This is a genomic window from Lonsdalea quercina subsp. quercina (assembly GCF_000688695.1).
Classification (GTDB): Bacteria; Pseudomonadota; Gammaproteobacteria; order Enterobacterales; family Enterobacteriaceae; genus Lonsdalea; species Lonsdalea quercina_D.
Window position 1 is genome coordinate 76,179 of sequence record NZ_JIBQ01000010.1, and the last position, 20,060, is coordinate 96,238.

General features: G+C 55.0%; 15 protein-coding genes. 8 read left to right on the forward strand and 7 right to left on the reverse strand.

What is annotated here, in order from left to right; translation table 11 throughout:
• The 3 genes from lolA to lrp form a co-directional block, all read right to left on the reverse strand.
• A complete protein-coding gene (gene lolA / locus SB13_RS11265; protein ID WP_026740452.1) occupies positions 1 to 612 on the reverse strand; it encodes an outer membrane lipoprotein periplasmic chaperone LolA in 612 nt (203 codons plus the stop codon).
• A 172-nt stretch (positions 613 to 784) separates the two neighbouring features.
• The gene (locus SB13_RS11270) at positions 785 to 4,075 is read right to left on the reverse strand and encodes a DNA translocase FtsK (RefSeq protein ID WP_026740453.1); all 3,291 of its coding nucleotides are present in this window, start codon (positions 4,073 to 4,075) and stop codon (positions 785 to 787) included.
• Positions 4,076 to 4,191: 116 nt separating this feature from the next.
• Complete coding sequence (gene lrp, locus SB13_RS11275) at positions 4,192 to 4,686, reverse strand: leucine-responsive transcriptional regulator Lrp (RefSeq protein ID WP_011094192.1); 495 nt, start codon at positions 4,684 to 4,686, stop codon at positions 4,192 to 4,194.
• A gap of 522 nt (positions 4,687 to 5,208) precedes the next feature.
• Here lrp and trxB point away from each other — a divergent pair.
• The 6 genes from trxB (at position 5,209) to treA (ending at position 12,842) form a co-directional block, all read left to right on the forward strand.
• Positions 5,209 to 6,168 (forward strand): thioredoxin-disulfide reductase, encoded by a 960-nt coding sequence (gene trxB, locus SB13_RS11280; protein WP_026740454.1) that lies wholly within the window; start codon positions 5,209 to 5,211, stop codon positions 6,166 to 6,168.
• A 216-nt stretch (positions 6,169 to 6,384) separates the two neighbouring features.
• Positions 6,385 to 8,151, forward strand: coding sequence for a heme ABC transporter permease/ATP-binding protein CydD (gene cydD, locus SB13_RS11285; protein WP_026740455.1), 1,767 nt, complete (start codon positions 6,385 to 6,387; stop codon positions 8,149 to 8,151).
• A gap of 1 nt (position 8,152) precedes the next feature.
• On the forward strand, positions 8,153 to 9,892 hold the full coding sequence (gene cydC / locus SB13_RS11290) for a heme ABC transporter ATP-binding protein/permease CydC (protein WP_026740456.1): 1,740 nt from the start codon (positions 8,153 to 8,155) through the stop codon (positions 9,890 to 9,892).
• 12 nt (positions 9,893 to 9,904) lie between these two features.
• Positions 9,905 to 10,603, forward strand: a complete 699-nt coding sequence (aat, locus tag SB13_RS11295; RefSeq protein WP_026740457.1) for a leucyl/phenylalanyl-tRNA--protein transferase — start codon at positions 9,905 to 9,907, stop codon at positions 10,601 to 10,603.
• A 122-nt stretch (positions 10,604 to 10,725) separates the two neighbouring features.
• A complete protein-coding gene (infA, locus tag SB13_RS11300; protein WP_002211347.1) occupies positions 10,726 to 10,944 on the forward strand; it encodes a translation initiation factor IF-1 in 219 nt (72 codons plus the stop codon).
• A 254-nt stretch (positions 10,945 to 11,198) separates the two neighbouring features.
• Positions 11,199 to 12,842: an alpha,alpha-trehalase TreA gene (gene treA, locus SB13_RS11305; protein ID WP_051616526.1), complete on the forward strand. Its 1,644-nt coding sequence runs from the start codon at positions 11,199 to 11,201 to the stop codon at positions 12,840 to 12,842.
• A 105-nt stretch (positions 12,843 to 12,947) separates the two neighbouring features.
• On the opposite strand, the gene clpA is transcribed toward treA, so the two are convergent.
• Together clpA and clpS are read right to left on the reverse strand one after the other, a co-directional pair.
• Positions 12,948 to 15,227, reverse strand: coding sequence for an ATP-dependent Clp protease ATP-binding subunit ClpA (gene clpA, locus SB13_RS11310; RefSeq protein WP_026740458.1), 2,280 nt, complete (start codon positions 15,225 to 15,227; stop codon positions 12,948 to 12,950).
• 29 nt (positions 15,228 to 15,256) lie between these two features.
• On the reverse strand, positions 15,257 to 15,577 hold the full coding sequence (gene clpS, locus SB13_RS11315; protein WP_026740459.1) for an ATP-dependent Clp protease adapter ClpS: 321 nt from the start codon (positions 15,575 to 15,577) through the stop codon (positions 15,257 to 15,259).
• 324 nt (positions 15,578 to 15,901) lie between these two features.
• Here clpS and cspD point away from each other — a divergent pair, with 324 nt between their 5' ends.
• On the forward strand, positions 15,902 to 16,123 hold the full coding sequence (cspD, locus tag SB13_RS11320) for a cold shock-like protein CspD (protein ID WP_026740460.1): 222 nt from the start codon (positions 15,902 to 15,904) through the stop codon (positions 16,121 to 16,123).
• 165 nt (positions 16,124 to 16,288) lie between these two features.
• Here the strand turns inward: cspD and SB13_RS11325 are convergent, their stop codons facing one another.
• Positions 16,289 to 17,080, reverse strand: coding sequence for a hypothetical protein (locus SB13_RS11325; RefSeq protein WP_026740461.1), 792 nt, complete (start codon positions 17,078 to 17,080; stop codon positions 16,289 to 16,291).
• A 245-nt stretch (positions 17,081 to 17,325) separates the two neighbouring features.
• Entirely contained in the window at positions 17,326 to 18,984 is a 1,659-nt protein-coding gene (locus SB13_RS11330; protein ID WP_026740462.1) for an ATP-dependent nuclease, read from the reverse strand.
• 171 nt (positions 18,985 to 19,155) lie between these two features.
• Between SB13_RS11330 and SB13_RS11335 the strand changes: the two genes are divergently transcribed.
• A complete protein-coding gene (locus SB13_RS11335) occupies positions 19,156 to 20,058 on the forward strand; it encodes a LysO family transporter (protein ID WP_026740463.1) in 903 nt (300 codons plus the stop codon).
• Positions 20,059 to 20,060: the final 2 nt, after the last annotated feature.

The following is a 20,060-nucleotide window of genomic DNA, read 5'->3' on the forward strand; positions in this document are numbered from 1 at the left end:
TCACTGACGTTGGTCGTCCACCGCAACCCCTTTGGGCGGTGTAAAGGTGAATTTTGCCGCGTCTACCGCTCCGTTTTGCTGATCTTTAAGCACGTAGCTACTACGCTGACCATCCTGTTCGGTGGCGGTAAAGCCTTTGATTGTGCCATTACTGGTTACGCTAATTGAAAATTGACGAAGATTGCCACTGGCGGACTTCGGCATCAGCTCAAACTCATCGCCTTTCTGCGTCACATGGTAGTTTTTCCAGTCGCTCGGGCTGTTACGCGTAATCAGGATAAACGGCGTATTCCCCGTCGCATCTTTCACCCAAGTCGCGGTGACCTGCTCCACAAACGGGTTATAGAACCACAATGTCTTGCCGTCGGAAATCAGTACGCTTTCATCAGGCGAAGTCGTTTTCCAATTAAACAGATTCGGACGCTGGACCCAGAGTTCGCCTTCACCATCTTGCACCGCAGAACCATCGTTGCCCGTCACCTTTTGTGAAAAACTGGCATGGAAACTATTAACTTTGCTCAGACGACTTTGCAAATCGCTGGAGGCGTCCGCATGAACGACGCCGGATACCATGCTCGACAGCAAACAACCGGTCATTAACCATTTTTTTATCATAAGAAGATCCTTTTACTATCCTGATGGCATCGGTCAGCGGCTGTATTAGACAACCGCCGAGTGTACTCCCTCACTGTAGATCAGCGAGGTAAACCGAAACAGCCGTCGTTGTCTGTAATGTTGGGCTTTACGCATCTTTGCACAGACGATAGCCGTTTCGGTCCAAGTGTTATTCCATGGGCGGAGGAGCGAGCACTTCGCGATTGCCGTTGTGCCCCGGGGAGCTGACAATGCCCTGCGCCTCCATCTGTTCAACAAGACGCGCCGCTCGGTTGTAGCCTATGCGGAACTGACGCTGTACACCGGAAATCGACGCGCGGCGTTTTTCCACCACAAAAGCCACCGCCTGGTCGAACAATGGGTCGAGCTCTTCATCCCCATCCAGACCCAGACTACCGCCTTCGCCCTCATCACCGCCTTTAACGATGCTGTCGATGTATTCAGGGCGACCGCGAGCTTTCCAGTCCTGGACGACGGCATGCACTTCCTGATCTCGAACGAATGCGCCATGCACACGCACAGGTATCGAAGAGTTGGGCGCCATATACAACATGTCGCCCATACCCAGCAGGGATTCCGCTCCGCCCTGATCGAGGATCGTTCTTGAGTCGATCTTGCTGGAAACGGTAAACGCGATACGCGTTGGAATGTTGGCCTTAATCAGCCCGGTGATAACATCCACCGACGGGCGCTGCGTCGCCAGAACCAAATGAATACCTGCGGCACGCGCCTTCTGCGCCAGACGCGCGATCAGCTCTTCCACCTTTTTACCCACCGCCATCATCAGATCGGCGAATTCATCCACCATCACCACGATGTAAGGCAGTTTTTCCAGCATCGGCGGCTGTGTTTCCATGCTGTCGCCCGGCTTCCAGAACGGATCGGGAATGGGTCGTCCCATAGACTCTGCCTGCTCGACACGCTCGTTGTAACCGCTCAGGTTACGCACGCCCAGCGCCGACATCAGCTTATACCGCCGTTCCATTTCGCCGACGCACCAACGAAGCGCGTTCGCCGCATCCTTCATGTCCGTTACGACTTCAGTCAGCAGGTGCGGGATACCTTCGTAGACCGACAGCTCCAACATTTTGGGGTCAATCATGATGAAACGAACATCTTTCGGCGATGCTTTGTACAACATGCTGATGATCATGGCGTTTACGCCGACGGATTTACCGGAACCGGTCGTCCCCGCCACCAGCAAATGCGGCATTTTAGCCAGGTCGGCCACCACCGGCTGGCCCGCGATATCCTTGCCTAAAACGACCGACAGCGGCGACGGATTGTCGCGGAAACGGTCGCAATCCAGAACTTCTCGCAGGAAGACGGTCTGGCGACGTTTGTTAGGCAACTCCAGGCCCACATAGGGTTTGCCGGGGATCACTTCGACAATACGCACGGCCACCACGGAGAGTGAACGGGCCAAGTCCTTAGCAAGGTTAGAAATTCGCGCCGCTTTTACGCCAGGCGCCAGATCCAGATCGAAGCGCGTGATGACCGGGCCGGGATGATAATCCACGACTGTCGCCTTGACGCGATAATCCGCTAAACGCGCTTCAATGAGTCTTGCCGTCTGTTCCAGGGCGAAATCATCCACCGGGTCTTCATTGCCTGATGGCGGAGTCAGCAGGTCGAAAGAAGGGAACGGCGTGGTCGGTTTCTGTAACGGCTGGTCGTTACGCATCAGGAACGGGTGGATCAGGCTATCCATGATAGACGGAGAAGAATCGTCGTCCTTATTGTCCGCCGCTGCAGGTGCGGGTGTTGATGCCGTCGCCGCGGGCTGAACAGAAGGCGTAACCGCGCTTTGCGAGGCATGATGCTCAACGGCCGCGGCCGCCTCTTCCTCAGGAGATAAAGTAAATAATGGCTCGCTTGGCGTATCGTCAACCAGGTCAGCCAGCGGAGAAATAGCGAAAACACTGTCTAACGGCGGAACATTCGTAGAGCGAGGCGGCTGAGATGCTTGCGACGATGGCGCTGCCGGCTCAGCGGAGCGCTCTTCCGGCCCATCATTCAATGTGTCGTGACCGTAACGTTCCTGTTGCTGCTCAGCGAAGTCCTGAGCGAGCTGATGCAGCAACGCATCGTCCTCTTGATCTGCTTCGATACTCTCCACAGGCTCGTCGATGCCATTCGGCTGCGCTTGACGTTGAGCTTCTCGCTCCTGCTGTTCCGCAAGACGCTGCGAAGGCAGCTTGATCCCGTATGAAGCCAGCTCACGCCGCGTGGGAATACGCACAGGATTCGGACGCGGCAATTCCGGCCCTACCCCCTGCTTGATCTGCGGATTGATGTCATTCGCTGACACCGCCGGTGTAAACGGCAGCGAAGAGGTCGCCTGACTTGTTGATACCGTTGCCGCTGCCGTTGCCGCAACCGGCGTTACTGGCGTCGACGGCACGGGGGGAACCCGGTCAACTGGCGGAGCGTGATGCGCCGGGTTTTCGGTCAGAGGCTCAGCAGCCGGTGACTCAGGCACGTCGAAAGAATACAGCGGAGGCACTTCGCTTTTTTCCGTTTCGCTGACGTGCTTATCCGTTTCCATCGGAACGGTGACAACCTTCTGGCTGTCAATCGGCGAAGTCGGAGCCGTGACGTTGTCGGCTGGTGTCTCGGTCGCAGACATGTCCTCCGCAACGTCCTCTATTACGGGCTCGGCAGAGGGTGGCAAAGACGCCTGCTCTTCAGCGGCCACTGGCTGAGCACTGGGTACGGCTGGGGCAGCCAGCAGCACATCATCTTCATCCACCTCATGTTCTCGAAGCGAGACAGAGGGCGTTACTGCGGTTTCATGCTCCGCGTCGTGCGCCAGTTCCTCTTCGTCGATAGCGTCATCACGGCGTCCACGGTTAGAGAAGAAGGTCAGGCAGCCCATCACCGCAGCCCCGATTTTCTCCGCGATCGTCAGCCACGACCAGCCGGTGAATAACGTCAGACCGGCCGCCCAAACGCATAACAGAATTAGCGTTGAGCCGACGCTGTTGAATCGCGGAATCATGGCGCTGCTGAGCAAGCTGCCGAGCACGCCGCCGGAGGCAAAATAGTACAGATCGTCCACATTGACGGCAGCCAGACCACACGAGGTCAGGATGAGCGCCAGAGCGCCAATCAGACGTAGAGAAAAGGTGAAATAGTCGAGCGCATGCTGACGGTTTCGCTGACGGAAAATTAGCCAGCACAGCGAGATCATCACGGGGGGAATGGCGTAAGCCAGTACGCCAAAAACGAAAAACAGCGTATCGGCCATCCAGGCGCCAACGCCACCGCCCAGGTTGTGAATGGGTTCATGCCAGGCGGTCTGAGACCAGCTCGGGTCGGACGGGCTGAAGCTCAGCAACGCAGCGGCCAGGTAACAGGCGAACAGCCCTGCAACGACAAGCAACGCCTCTATTAAACGCCGCCCCGCGCTGAGTTTTTCCAGCGTAATTTCTTTATCTTCAGTGTATTCCTGGCTCAAGCGTTTCTCCAGGTTCCGGTAAAGGAGTCATGACAAAACGCCGAGAAAGTCCCGGCGCTGTAGCTGTATAAATTCACAGGAGTGTAGCTGAATTTGCCGGGCTTTGCACCCATACGTCAGCGGGTCTTGATGACCAGCCGGTTGCTCTGCTTAACTTCTTCCATCACCACATAGGTGCGGGTGTCGTTAACGCCAGGCAGACGCAGCAGCGTTTCCCCCAGCAGTTTACGGTAGGCAGACATGTCCGGCACGCGGGTTTTAAGCAGATAGTCAAAATCCCCGGAAACCAGATGACATTCCTGAATTTCTTCCAGCTTCTGTACCGCAGTATTGAACTGTTCAAATACATCCGGCGCGCCACGGTTCAGCGTAATCTCCACAAATACCAGAAGCGAAGCATCCAGATAATGCGGATTGAGTAACGCCGTATAACCATTGATAAAACCCTGTCTCTCCAGACGTCTAACACGTTCCAGACACGGCGTAGGCGATAGACCAACCCGCTTGGAAAGCTCCACGTTGGAGATACGACCATCTTTTTGCAATTCGTTCAGGATATTGCGATCGATACGATCAAGATCTTTTCCCGGACGTTTTTTTGTGTCTACCATTATTATTGTCTCTCTTCACTCTTCCCTGCTCATCGCTCCCTCTGGCCCACTTCAATGTGCCAGAGTTGCCCCTAAAGAAGACCCCTGTCTATTTTGTACATCAAAAGTCACGTCTGTTTATTCCGCATCTCGCGTACGACAAACAGGTGCATGAGCTATGCTGTCGCCTGTCAATTAAACAATGCAAAAACGGATAAAAAGCCGAGCATTCAACTATTCACATACAAAAAATTTCCTCTTCATAGGATGTTTTCGCAAAAGCGCAGCCGATTGTCAAAGCAAAACAATTAAAATCAGAAGAAACTGCCAGATCCAAATCCTAGAAACGCTGTCGGGCAGCGTTTTGATGCTTTTTTACCGACCGCACGTTACCGCGTTACATCCCAGCACCAGCCCTGTTTCACTTTTTTCAATGGTTGTTAACGATAAGATAAATAGTTAACAACATTCGCCGACGCTTTTTTTAGGCCGGTAATTTCCTTACAATCGCCCTATCGTCCCTCCACTGGAGTTAAGGAACTCATGGGTACAGCCAAACACCGCAAACTGTTAATTCTGGGCTCCGGCCCCGCCGGATACACCGCCGCGGTCTATGCTGCGCGCGCCAACCTGAATCCGCTGTTGATTACCGGGATGGAAAAAGGCGGTCAGCTGACCACTACGACGGAAGTTGAAAACTGGCCGGGCGATGCCGATGACCTGACCGGTCCGGCGCTGATGGAGCGTATGCACGCTCATGCCGCCAAGTTCAATACGGAAATCGTCTTTGACCACATCAACCGCGTCGACCTGCAGACCCGTCCATTCCGCCTGTTCGGCGACAGCGATGAGTACACCTGCGACGCCTTGATCATCGCCACGGGTGCCTCCGCACGTTATCTGGGGTTGCCTTCTGAAGAAGCATTTAAAGGCAAAGGCGTTTCCGCCTGCGCAACTTGCGATGGATTCTTTTATCGTAACCAGAAGGTCGCGGTCGTCGGCGGCGGCAACACGGCTGTAGAGGAAGCGCTGTATCTGTCCAATATCGCCTCTGAAGTTCACCTGATTCATCGCCGCGATACTTTCCGTTCAGAAAAAATTCTGATTGACCGTTTGAACGAGAAAGTCGCTAGCGGCAACATCGTGCTGCACACCGACCGTACGCTGGATGAGGTACTGGGCGACGAGATGGGCGTCACCGGCGTTCGTCTGCGCGATACCCACAGTGACGCGACGGAAACGCTGGAAGTCGCCGGTGCCTTCATCGCCATCGGGCACAGCCCGAACACCGCTATTTTCGATAACCAGCTCGCGCTGGAAAACGGTTATATCAAGGTGCAATCCGGCATTCACGGCAACGCGACGCAGACCAGCATTCCCGGCGTGTTTGCTGCGGGTGACGTCATGGATCATATCTACCGTCAGGCGATCACCTCTGCCGGAACGGGATGTATGGCAGCGTTAGATGCCGAGCGCTATCTGGATGGTCTGGGCAACAGCTGATCGTCACTGTCTGAGGGGGTTTTCGCTCCCTCAGGCTTTTCTTTCACGATTTGTAAAAATTGATCGCCCACCCCCATTTACCTCCTCTTTTCGTTTGCATGGCCTTCTCGTCAAGGTAACATGACGCCAATCTGACCGAACGCCCGAATAAATGTTAACCCGCGGTTATACAAGCGTTATTTCGCAATACTCCCATAAGAAGACAATCGGCATCTGATGAAAAATTCCCGACAACAAGAACTCACCCGCTGGCTGAAACAGCAAAGCCGGTTGGCACAACGCTGGTTGCGCCTTTCGCTTCTGTTAGGGCTGGTGAGCGGTCTGCTCATCATCGCTCAAGCCTGGCTGCTCGCCGCACTCCTGCAGGCGCTCATCATCGATCACACCCCGCGCGAAGAGTTATTCGCGCCGTTTTCGTTGTTGGCTGCCACATTTTGTCTACGCGCTATTATGAGCTGGATACGGGAGCGCGTCGGGTTCCGCTGCGGCGAGGTCATCCGCCGACAGATACGCAGCCAGGTGCTGGATCGCTTGCAGCAGTTGGGACCGGCCTGGATTCAGGGTAAACCGGCTGGAAGCTGGGCATCGCTTATTCTGGAGCAGGTCGACGACATGCAGGATTACTATGCCCGCTATCTGCCGCAAATGTATTTGGCGGCGCTGATGCCGCTCCTGATCCTCCTCTTCGTCTTTCCCATTAACTGGGCGGCGGGACTGATCCTGTTCTTGACCGCCCCGTTGATCCCGATTTTTATGGCGATGGTCGGCATGGGCGCAGCAGAAGCCAACCGCCGCAATTTTCTGGCGTTGGAACGCCTAAGCGGTCACTTCCTGGATCGCCTGCGGGGACTGGAAACCCTGCGGTTATTCTTCCGCGGTCAGGCCGAAACCGATCACATCCGTCAAGCCTCCGAAGACTTTCGCCGCCGTACGATGGAAGTGTTGCGAATGGCCTTCCTCTCTTCCGGCGTACTGGAGTTCTTCGCGTCGATTTCCATCGCCATCGTCGCGGTCTATTTCGGTTTTTCTTATTTGGGAGAGCTCAACTTTGGTCATTACGGGACTGGCGTCACCTTGTTTGCCGGTTTTTTGGTTCTGATCCTTGCGCCTGAGTTCTTTCAGCCACTGCGCGACTTGGGAACGTTCTACCACGCTAAAGCCCAAGCCGTCGGCGCCGCGGAAACTCTGTTCACCTTCCTGTCCGAAGAGGGTGAGAGCGTCGGTGGCGGCCAGACGAATTTTGATAGCGTCGAATCGCTGGAATTAGTTGCCAGAGATCTAACAATTCTTACCCCGACCGGAGCCGTACTTGCCGGACCGCTGTCGTTCACCATTACGGCCGGGCAGCGGATCGCATTGGTCGGCGCGAGCGGCGCAGGCAAAACGTCGCTGCTGAATGTGTTACTCGGATTCCTGCCGTATCGTGGCTCTCTGACCGTCAATAATGTGGAGCTGAACACCATTGTCCCCGATGCCTGGCGCAAGCAACTGAGCTGGGTAGGTCAGAATCCGCATCTGCCGGAACAGACCCTGCGGCAGAATATCCTGCTAGGCCATCCCGAAGCTGATGAACAGACGCTTCAGACGGCGGTAGAAAGCGCCTATGTCCACGAATTCCTGCCTTCGCTCCCGCAAGGGCTAGATACCGTACTGGGCGATGGCGCAGCGCGCCTCTCCGTCGGGCAGGCTCAGCGTGTCGCGGTGGCAAGAGCCCTGCTCCGCCCCAGCCATTTACTGTTGCTGGACGAGCCCACGGCCAGCCTGGATGCACATAGCGAACAACGGGTGATGAATGCACTAAGTGCTGCCGCAGCGCGACAGACAACCCTGCTGATCACACATCAGCTCGATGAGGCCAGTAGCTATGATGAGGTGTGGGTGATGGCAGCGGGACGTCTGGTACAGCAAGGTCATTTCAGTGAGCTCAGCGCGTCGCCGGGGCCTTTTGCGGATTTGATGGCACAACGCCGAGGAGCGCTCTGAGATGAAGAAAATACAGGTCATCCGGATATTGATGCCTTTTCTGGGGCTTTATCGCCGCTACTTTTGGCGGCTTAGTTTGGGAGTGGTGCTTGCCATCGTTACCCTGCTCGCCAGTATCGGACTACTGACGCTCTCCGGTTGGTTCCTTGCCGGCTCGGCGCTGGCCGGACTCGCAGGACTTTATACCTTTAACTACATGCTACCCGCCGCTGGCGTCCGCGGCGCGGCGATTACACGCACGGTGAGCCGCTACTTCGAACGACTGGTCAGCCACGACGCCACCTTCCGCGTACTGCTGCATCTGCGCGTGTATACCTTTAGCCGCATTCTGCCGCTCTCCCCCGGCGGACTCAGCCGTTTCAGACAGGCAGACCTGCTTAACCGCTTGGTGGCGGATGTCGACACGCTGGACCATTTGTATCTGCGTGTGATCTCCCCGCTGCTCAGCGCGCTCGTCGTTATCGTGGCAGTAGCCTTTGGTCTTAGCTGGCTGGATAGCACGTTGGCGATGACGCTGGCGACCATCATGCTATTGCTCTTGGTCATCATGCCGCCGGTGTTTTACCGAACAGGCCAGCCAATTGGCGAAGCGCTGACGCAGTTACGCGCGCAATACCGCCTGCAGTTGACCGCCTGGCTACAGGGGCAGGCCGAACTGACCATCTTCGGCTCGTTAGTCTCTTTCCGGCATCGACTGGATCAACTGGAAAACCGCTGGTTATCGCGGCAACGTCAGCAGGCGACGCTCAGCGCGCTATCGCAATCCCTCATCATCCTGAGCAGCGGGCTCACCGTCACGCTGATCCTGTGGATGGCGGCCAACGGCGTCGGCGGCGATACGCAGCCGGGCGCGCTGATCGCCTTGTTTGTTTTCGCCTCGCTGGCCGCCTTCGAAGCCTTAGGCCCGGTCGCAAACGCCTTCCAACATATCGGACAGGTCGCTGCGTCCGCCGTTCGAGTCGACCAGTTGATGAAGCTGACGCCTGCCGTCGTATTCACTGCTGAAGGGCCTGCCCCCGCTTCTCACGCCGCGTTAACGTTAGACAAGGTGAGTTTTACCTATCCGGACCAGCCTCTGCCGGTGCTTCAGCATATTTCGCTAAGTCTTCAACCCGGCGAGCACATCGCGCTGTTGGGCAAAACCGGATGCGGTAAATCCACGCTATTGCAATTGCTCACCCGTGCCTGGGACTGTCGCGAGGGCGCAATTAGCCTGAACGGTTCACCGTTATCTGCCTGGTCCGAAGAGAACCTACGCAGCATGATGAGCGTCGTTCCTCAACGGGTACATCTCTTCAGTGACACGCTTCGTCAGAATCTGCGGCTGGCCGCGCCGGAGGCCAGTGACAAGGTGCTGACTCAAGTCCTGCAACAGGTGGGGCTGGCGCACCTGTTGGAGCAAGAGGGGCTGAATGCCTGGCTGGGTGAAGGCGGCCGACAACTGTCCGGCGGCGAACAGCGCCGAATCGGTCTGGCACGCGCTTTGTTACATCCTGCACCGCTGATTCTGCTCGACGAACCCACCGAGGGGTTGGACGCCGAAACTGAACAGCGAATGCTTCAGCTCCTGCGTGAGCACTGCAAAGATAAAACGCTGCTGGTCATCACCCATCGTCTACGCGGTTTAGAAAGCATGGACCGCCTGTGCGTTATGGACGGCGGACAGATAGTCGAACAAGGCGACCACCAGACGCTGATGGCTCAGCGAGGCCGCTATTGGCAGTTTCATCAACACCTTTAACTGAGGCCAGTCATGCAACTGTTTGAGCTGTCGCCCTTCTCCGTGCAGTTTCCCGATCCGGAGATGGCGTTGAACGATCCTAACGGCCTGCTGGCATTCGGGGGGGATCTGGCGCCGTCACGATTAATGGCGGCTTATCAGCACGGCATCTTCCCCTGGTACTCGCCGGGAGATCCCGTCTTGTGGTGGTCGCCCGACCCGCGCGCCGTGCTGTTTCCTGAGGCATTTCATCTCAGTCGCAGTATGAAAAAATTCATCCGTAAGACCGAATATCACGTCACGTTGAATCAGGCCTTTTCCGATGTCATTACGGCTTGCGCCAACGACCGGGAAGAAGGCACCTGGATCGACGATGACATTATTGACGCTTATTGCCAGCTGCATCAGGCAGGACAGGCGCAATCGGTGGAAGTGTGGCATAATGACAGGCTGATCGGCGGTCTGTACGGCATTTCTCAAGGCGCCTTGTTCTGCGGCGAGTCAATGTTCAGCCGCGCAGACAATGCTTCGAAGTGCGGTTTACTGGCGTTTTTGCGCCACTTTGTTCGCCACGGCGGACAACTGATTGACTGCCAGATATTAAACGAGCACACGGCATCGCTGGGAGCGACAGAAATACCGCGCCGGGAGTTCCTGCAACACCTTTCCCAACTGCGACCCATTACGCTGGGTGAACCGTGCTGGCAGAGACAAACGCTGCCGCTCGCCTAACTAAACGACCCACCTATGACGAATTAATCAAGCGCTGAGTCGCAACGCTTCTTTACATAATGTGGGTTTTTCGGCATTATCTTGCCGGTTAAAAACTAAGGTAGTAAAACCTAGAGGATTCGATGGCCAAAGAAGACAATATTGAAATGCAAGGCACCGTACTGGATACGCTGCCCAACACCATGTTCCGCGTTGAATTGGAAAACGGGCACGTGGTTACCGCTCATATCTCCGGTAAAATGCGTAAAAACTATATCCGCATCCTGACGGGTGACAAAGTCACAGTGGAGCTGACCCCGTACGACCTGAGCAAAGGCCGCATTGTCTTCCGTAGCCGCTAACAGGCCCGCCATCGCTTAACGCGATCCCACGAGGATGTTCGCCCTCCTGCCCTTTCCGCTTGCGGTCAGGGCTTTTGCTTTTTGTGCCCGCCTTCACATATTTCACATCTCAGCCTGTGACCCTCTCTGCAGTTCATGCCTCGATTGACGTCCCATATATCTATTTGCCCTAAGATAATTGCATTGAGCAATATTTACAAAATTGTTGCTTTTTTATTGCTCAGTTTGCACATAATAGAGGAGTAGAACCAGCGATGTTAACCCTCCAGGCAATGAGGACATATCCGTTTTTGATTATTTTACAGATAACCACAATCTTGGCTTTTCCCGTTCTGGCGATGAAGAACGCCCACGCAGAAGCCCCACAGGCGCAGCGTATCGCCACGGCTCCGCCGGATATCACGATGGGGCCGCTTTTCGAAGCGGTGCAGAAATCGAAAATGTTTCCGGATCAAAAAACGTTTGTTGACGCGGTTCCCCGGTACTCGCCCTCGGCCATCATGGCGGATTACTATATGCAGCGTCGGCTCAACAATTTTGATCTGCAGCATTTTGTCCTGCATAACTTCACCATTCCTGCGGACGGTAAGGGCTATATTCCACCCGGCGGCCAAACGCTGCGGGAGCATATCATCGATCTGTGGCCACACCTCACGCGCAGTACACCCGACATGACTCGCTGGGACTCGCTCCTGCCGCTGCCCAACGCCTATGTTGTGCCGGGCGGACGCTTTCGTGAAGTCTATTACTGGGACAGCTATTTCACCATGCTAGGCCTTGCGGAAAGCGACCAGTGGGGTCTCATCCGCAACATGGTGCAAAACTTTGCCTACCAGATCGACCGCTACGGACACATACCCAACGGCAATCGCACCTATTACCTGAGCCGTTCACAGCCCCCTTTCTTCACCAAAATGGTAGAGCTGCTGGCAAAGCATGACGGCGACAATCTGCTGGTGACCTATCTGCCGCAGATGAAGCGGGAATATCAGTACTGGATGGACGGCGAAAACAGCTTGCAGCCCGGGCAGGCTGACAAACGCGTCGTCCGCCTCGGCGACGATGTGCTGAACCGCTACTGGGACGATCGCAACGTGCCCAGGACCGAATCCTGGCTCGACGACGTCACCACCGCCAGCCAGGTGCCGGAAAGCGAGCGACCACAGTTATACCGCGATCTACGTGCGGGAGCAGCCTCGGGATGGGACTTCAGCTCGCGCTGGTTGAAAGACCCGATGAAGCTGTCGACGATCCATACTACCGATATCCTGCCGGTCGACCTGAATGCGTTGCTCTATCACAATGAAATGGTGCTGTCGAAGGCCAGTCGCTTAGCCAACAAGATGGCCGACGCCGATCGTTACGCCCTCCGCGCCGACAAGCGTAAACAGGCGCTTAATCGCTACTTTTGGAACGCGGAAAAGCGATACTACGCGGATTACGATTGGCGCCAAGGCAAAGTGAGCCAGCAGTTGACGGCGGCAACACTGTTTCCGCTGTATGTCCAGGCGGCCCCACTGAATTACGCTCAAGAGACTGCCCAGGCGGTCCGTAACGAGCTGGTACAGGAAGGCGGGATGGTTACGACCACTCTGCACTCTCACCAGCAGTGGGACGCGCCGAACGCGTGGGCGCCCTTGCAGTGGGTCGCAGTGGAAGGGCTACGCTATTATCAGCAAGAGCCGCTCGCCGAAGAGATCGCAGTCCGCTTTCTGAACAGCGTTCGGCATACCTACGAACGCGAGCATAAGTTGGTGGAGAAATATGCGGTTGAAACCGGCGAACTTGGCGGCGGCGGCGGCGGGGAGTACGAACTGCAAGACGGTTTCGGCTGGACGAATGGCGTCACCCTCAAACTGTTGAGTCTCTATCCGCCCCAACAGGACCAAGACGATTAAAACGCCTCGCTGGCTTCGCTTTCAATGAGCTCATTGACCTCTTTTATAAAAAACAAGGGCATCCATTCGGATGCCCTTGACGTTAAGGTTAGCGATACCGTGTGCTTAGGATGATACCGCGCCTTCAGTTTTGCGTTTCTGCGCGCTGTGGAAGCTATAGCTCAGCTGCTGCGTCGTGGAATCGAGTTCCACGGTGACGGATCCCCCTTCTACCAGCGAGCCAAAGAGCAATTCGTTGNCCAATGGTTTCTTGAGATTCTCCTGGATAATCCGCGCCATCGGCCGCGCGCCCATCGCCTTGTCGTACCCTTTCTCAGCCAGCCAATCACGCGCATCCTCGCTGACTTCCAACGATACGCCTTTGGCATCCAGCTGCGCCTGCAGTTCAACGATGAATTTATCCACCACCTGCTGAATCACTTCGGTAGAAAGATGGTTGAACCAGATGATGCCGTCCAGACGGTTACGGAATTCCGGCGTAAACACCTTCTTAATCTCTTCCATCGCATCGCTGCTGTTATCCTGCTGGATCAGCCCGATAGATTTACGCTGAGTTTCACGAATCCCGGCGTTAGTCGTCATGACCAGAATGACATTACGGAAATCAGCCTTACGACCGTTGTTGTCCGTCAGGGTGCCGTTATCCATCACCTGCAGCAGCAGGTTAAACACATCGGGATGCGCTTTTTCGATCTCATCGAGCAACAGGACAGCATGCGGATGTTTGATCACCGCATCCGTCAGCAGCCCGCCCTGATCGTAGCCGACATAGCCCGGAGGCGCGCCGATTAAGCGACTCACCGTATGACGCTCCATGTATTCGGACATATCAAAGCGCAGCAGTTCGATGTCCATGGCTTTCGCCAACTGCACCGTGACTTCAGTTTTACCCACCCCCGTCGGCCCGGCAAACAGGAACGAACCCACCGGTTTGCGTTCATGACCCAGTCCGGCACGACTCATCTTGATGGCCTCGGTCAGCGCTTCAATGGCTTTATCCTGGCCAAATACCAGCATTTTCAGGCGGTCGCCCAGGTTTTTCAGCACATCACGGTCACTGGCGGACACACTCTTCTCTGGGATCCGAGCGATACGCGCCACGACCGACTCGATATCCGCGACGTTGACGGTTTTCTTGCGTTTACTGACCGGCATCAGTCGGCTACGCGCGCCGGCTTCATCGATCACGTCGATCGCTTTGTCCGGCAGATGACGGTCATTGATATATTTCACCGCCAGCTCAACGGCGGCGCGCACGGCTTTCGCGGTGTAACGCACATCATGGTGAGCTTCATATTTCGGTTTCAGACCGTTGATGATCTGCACCGTCTCTTCGACACTCGGTTCAGTAATGTCGATCTTCTGGAAGCGACGCGCCAGCGCCCTGTCCTTTTCAAAGATGTTACTGAACTCCTGATAAGTCGTGGAGCCGATGACGCGGATTTTACCGCTCGACAGCAGCGGCTTGATCAGGTTCGCCGCATCGACCTGACCGCCTGAGGCGGCGCCTGCGCCGATGATGGTATGAATCTCATCGATAAACAGGATGCTGGTTTGATCCTGCTCCAGCTGTTTCAGGAGCGCCTTAAAGCGCTTCTCGAAATCACCGCGGTATTTGGTGCCGGCGAGCAGCGAACCAATATCCAGAGAGTAGATGGTACAGTCGGCGATCACTTCCGGAACATCGCCCTGAACGATACGCCAGGCCAGACCTTCGGCGATGGCCGTTTTACCGACGCCGGATTCACCGACCAACAGCGGGTTGTTTTTGCGACGGCGGCACAGCACCTGAACCGTGCGTTCCAGTTCTCGGTCGCGACCAATAAGCGGGTCGATACCGCCCACGCGGGCCAGTTGATTAAGGTTGGTGGTGAAATTCTCCATACGCTCCTCCCCTCCAGCCTGCTCTTCGTTAACCGGATTTTCCTGGCTGACCGACGGCCCGGACTCTTCTTTGCGCGTACCATGGGAAATGAAATTCACCACATCAAGGCGGCTGACATCGTGCTTACGCAGCAGATAGGCGGCCTGCGATTCCTGTTCGCTGAAAATGGCGACCAGCACATTGGCGCCGGAGACTTCGCTGTGCCCGGAGGACTGTACGTGGAATACCGCACGCTGCAGCACACGTTGAAAGCTCAGCGTCGGCTGCGTATCGCGTTCCGCTTCNCTCTCAGGCAGCGTTGGCGTTGTCTGTTCGATGAAGGTTTCCAGTTCCTGACGTAAAGCATCCAGATCGACCGTGCAGGCCTCCAGTGCTTCACGTGCGGAGGTATTGCTGAGCAAAGCCAGCAGCAAATGCTCCACGGTCATAAACTCGTGACGGTGCTCACGCGCTCTGGCGAAAGCCATGTTGAGACTGAGTTCCAGTTCTTGATTGAGCATAGGCACCTCCCCCAATATATTGCCTTAAATCAGGCTTTTTCCAGCGTACATAGCAACGGATGCTCGTTATCTTTAGCATAACGATTAACCTGATCGGCTTTGGTTTCTGCCACTTCAGCGCTGTATACGCCGCAGATCGCCTTTCCCTGGTAATGAACCGTAAGCATCAGTTGCGTTGCACGTTCGATATCATAAGAAAAAAACTTTTGCAGTACGTCAATAACAAATTCCATCGGCGTGTAATCGTCGTTGTTGAGCACAACGTTATACATGGACGGCGGCTGCAATGCTTCGGCATGGCGAGCCTTGGTCTGGTCCTCAGTGTGCGACCACGTACTATGATTTCCCATCGTTTTTCCAAATCTTAACTGTATCTTGCCCTGGTCCACTGTACTTAACAGTAGCACGTCTGTTTTTTATTTTACCATTGCCGGACCAAAATCACCCGGCAACAAAAGGACATCAACCCATTTCTGCGATAGGCGTAATCTTCCCCACCATTCCGTTATCCATATCAAAGTTTGGCGATGCCGACGCGCCGCCCAATCCATCGTGCTTGACGACCCAGGCAATTTTAATAGAGTCTTAGTGTGATTGATGAAGTTTTAATCAATTTGATTTTACCTTAACCAATAACCCCACCGTAAAAATACGCTTACGAAGGATGGAGATGTATGGAGACGGGTACTGTTAAATGGTTCAATAACGCCAAAGGCTTTGGTTTTATTTGCCCAGAGGGCGGAGGGGAAGACATTTTCGCACACTACTCCACCATTCAGATGGACGGCTACCGCACTCTGAAAGCGGGCCAGGTGGTAAATTACAGTGTGCACCAGGGACCAAAAGGCAATCACGCCAGCCTGATCGTGCCGTTCATTGACGAGCCGGTGGCCTGACAACTGACCGATGATGGCGCGTTGTCGGCGCTAAATCTGCCTGCAAGGCTGGTCACCAAGGTGGCCAGCCTTTTTATCTTATCTACTGCGCAGGTTAATGAATTTTAACCCGGTGACCATTCTCACTCACACCGTGGCGAAGATGACGGTGTGACGCGCTCGCGATCAGAGTTCGAATGCGGTGCGAAGCGATTCTCGCTCTTCATCGCTGAGTTCCAGTCGCATCAAACGATCGTCTAACAAAATAGGAATATTGGCCTCTTTGATAAGTACCGCCCATCCCTGTTTCATGCTCTCATCCAAATAAATGGGCTGTTCATTGCGTTTCAGCAGACTAGCTAGTTTGATTTTCTTTTTATCTTCGCCGATATAGGTATACGGCTGCACGCGCATGAAAAACGATTTTCTGATGTCGGTGAGTTCGACAGGAACGAGCGTTAATTCCGACAGGCATTTCGCTTTACGCCCAGCGCGAAAAAATTTCACGCTGTTATTAAATGACAGCGCCGCCAGAATAAGCAAAGCGCCGATAAGTCCGCCGGCGGCGATGATTCGGTTATTCAACTTGTCCAATCCCAGTGTCAGCGTCGCCATTTCCGGATGCTCGGACGAGATGACGACATCCGTCATGTAATTGCCGCGCGAAGTATCCAGAAACATGATATTTATCTCTGAGGCATGGACTTCATTCTTATATTTGTACTCCACATCCGCAGAGCAGATCGTGATGCTATATTTCATTCGGCATTTACCCTGGGAAATACCGGCATCCTCAATGATCAACGGGCTTTTATTGATAATGTAGTCGCGATAAATATCAGGCACTTCACTTTTAGCGAACGCCAATGCGACACATAACATTAACAAAGCCACAATAAAAGCGCCTAAACTGCTGGCAATGCCTGGGCGAGAAATAAAAATGGGTCGAGAAGAGAGTATCGCCTTTGCCTTTTCCATTAAAAACATATCCTTATTTTATTGCTGCAGTAAAATTGAGGTTTCATATAAACCAGAAACAACAAAAAGCGGCGCGATTATAATAATTTTACCTTGTTCTGTAAAAATTTCATTCGTGCTTGATGAGAGATAACCAATAATGAAACGTGGCCTCTTCAGGAGAGGAAAATAGGGACGAGTGCGTGAAATAAAAGTTTTATTAAGAGGGTAAAGCCTGTCGACCGCCCTCTTGTCATCTGTCGTCGCTAATCAGCCCGCACCCGCGCCAGCCACAGTACACGTGAAAACATATGACGAATCAGCGGCGGAATAGCCTCTTCGCCGCCTGCCGCCGCTTCCATGGCCACTTCTATGGCGAGATCCGGCTTGGAAGTACGATGAATGGCTTTGGTGATAACTTTGGCTGGCGACAGCGGCACATTATCCGGCAACTGCGCGACGCGGTGATAAACCTGAGCGAAGCCGCTCTTATACATGAAATATTCCATATCTCGCGCCGGCAGCACCGTCAAATGATCGCGTTCATGTTCATGCTGATCCACCAGCAGACTTCGAGTCGTCGCGGCATACTTTTTACCAGCGTCATCGCCGTCAACCAGCACATGCCATTCGATTCCCATGCGCTGGGCGAATTTGAGCAGCGGCCTCAGCCCGGCCTGCGCGAACTCAACCACCTTCACGCCCTCCGCGCCGAAACGGTGACCGCATTGACGCGCCAGCTCGCCAATCATCCAGACTTCGGTTTCCCCTTCGACCAGCAGCCAACAGCGGGCAAACAGCGACGCGGGGCGGTTGATGCGAATGTGGAAGGCAATACGGCGCGCGTCTTCTACCGACATGCCTTGTGGGCCAAGGCGATAGGTTGCCACTTTGGTGGCATTTCGCACCAAGCGGCACAGCTGTTCTACCGGCACCAGCGACAGTAATTCGCCGGAGTTGGTCGTGGTCATTTTCTGGAGCGGCAGTTGGCTTAACAGGCCCCAGGCGACGGAAAGCATAATCGGATGCAGACGGGTTTCCGGATCTTCTATCAACAACAGCGGACGGGCCTCCGGGTCGAGCCTCACCGCACCTTTCGCTTGTAGCAGCGTCACGAACAGGCTGAGCAAAATGATGCGATGATTACGGCTATTAGGACCGACCATCATGCGGTTGAGGGTATCGAGCGCTCGCCATGAGCGGCCGCCGCCCAGACGCGCATGTCGCTGATGACGTTCGCTGGGCGCCGCATTCTGCTCAGAAAAATAGTGCTCGACCAGCTGACGCATAATCGCCACGCCTTGATGCAGTTCACGGTTGGTCATGCGATTAGGGTTCTGCCCCAACGCCTCCACCAGCGTTTCAAACTGCTGTGCCAGAAGCTCTCCGTGCTCGACCGCCGGTTCGATCGACGGCGAGGGCTGCCGCCGCATAAAACGCGCATCCCGCAGCCTGAGCACCGGATGAAGACGAATCAGCGCCTGCGCCAGCGCATCAATATTCGGCAGAGAACGCGCTCGCCCATGCTCATCCAGAAAACTGCGCCTGGTCTTGACCGCTTTCGACTCATCGACCTCACCTTCCAGCCGATAAACAATGCGTTTCAGGCGATCTTCGCCGTGGATAAACAAAGGCGACAGCTGACGGTAGCGCGTGGATTGATGATGACCGACATCAGTTTCGCGAAAGGTGAAAATGACCTGCAGATGATTTTCGCGGCTGGTTTCGTCGCCTGGGGTGAAATGGAAGTCGTCGAACTGAAAATGGTAGAGCGTCGGCGCGGGCGACAGCAGCAGAGAGAGCGCATCAAGCAAGCTGGATTTCCCCCAGGCATTCTCGCCAATCAGGACCGTATTTTCATCCAGCGCCAGAGACAGCCGGTTAATCCCCCGGAAACCAAGGATATCAACGCCTTCCAGATACATCCGCCACTCCTCATTGGTTACGTCATTATCAGCATGGAGACAAACCGCCGACAGGGTCAAGTCCCCCCCATCATCACTGCTTTACCCATTTTTGTTTTTTATTTAAAATCACACAATTACAACTTATCACGCTAGCCAAACCACGCCACTCTCCCAAGGAAAATCTATACCATGTATTCAGGATTACTGATTATTCTGCTGCCGCTGGTACTCGGCTATCTGATCCCTGTGCGCAATAAAACCCTACTGCAAGGCGTGAACCGGCTACTAAGCTGGATGGTATATGTAATCCTGTTCCTGATGGGCATCAGTCTGGCCTTTCTGGAGAATCTGGGCAGCAACCTGCTTGCCGTACTGCACTATGCCGCCGTCTGCACCGCCTGCATTATCGCGGCGAATCTGCTGGCGCTGTGGCTGCTGGAAAAACGCAGCGCCTGGACGTCCACGGCGGTTTCCCATGAGGAGATCCCTTCCCGACTAAAAATGATGCTGGAGTCGCTGCAGCTCTGCGGGGTGGTGTTCGCGGGGTTCCTGCTGGGACTGAGCCAATGGCCGTTCTTGAAGTTCGCCGCCTCGGGCGGAGAATACGCGCTGCTTGTGCTGCTGTGCCTGGTTGGGATCCAACTGCGCAACAGCGGTATGACCTTGCGGCAAATCGTTATCAACCGTCGCGGCACGATTATCGCCGGTGTCGTGGCCGTCAGCGCGTTGTGCGGCGGCGCGCTGGCTTCGTTGCTGCTCGACCTGCCTTTAAAAACCGGTCTGGCGATGGCTTCCGGCTATGGCTGGTACTCACTGTCGGGCATTTTGATGACCGACGCCTACGGTCCGGTCATCGGCAGCGCGGCGTTCTTTAACGATTTGGCGCGGGAACTGATCGCCATCATGCTGATCCCGAGCCTGATTCAATCCCGGCGCGCCAGCGCACTGGGCCTGTGCGGCGCCACCTCGATGGACTTCACCCTGCCGGTACTGCAACGCAGCGGCGGCGTCGATATGGTTCCGCCCGCCATCGTGCACGGTTTCATACTGAGCCTACTGTCGCCAGTTCTGATCGCGCTATTCGTCGCCTGAGC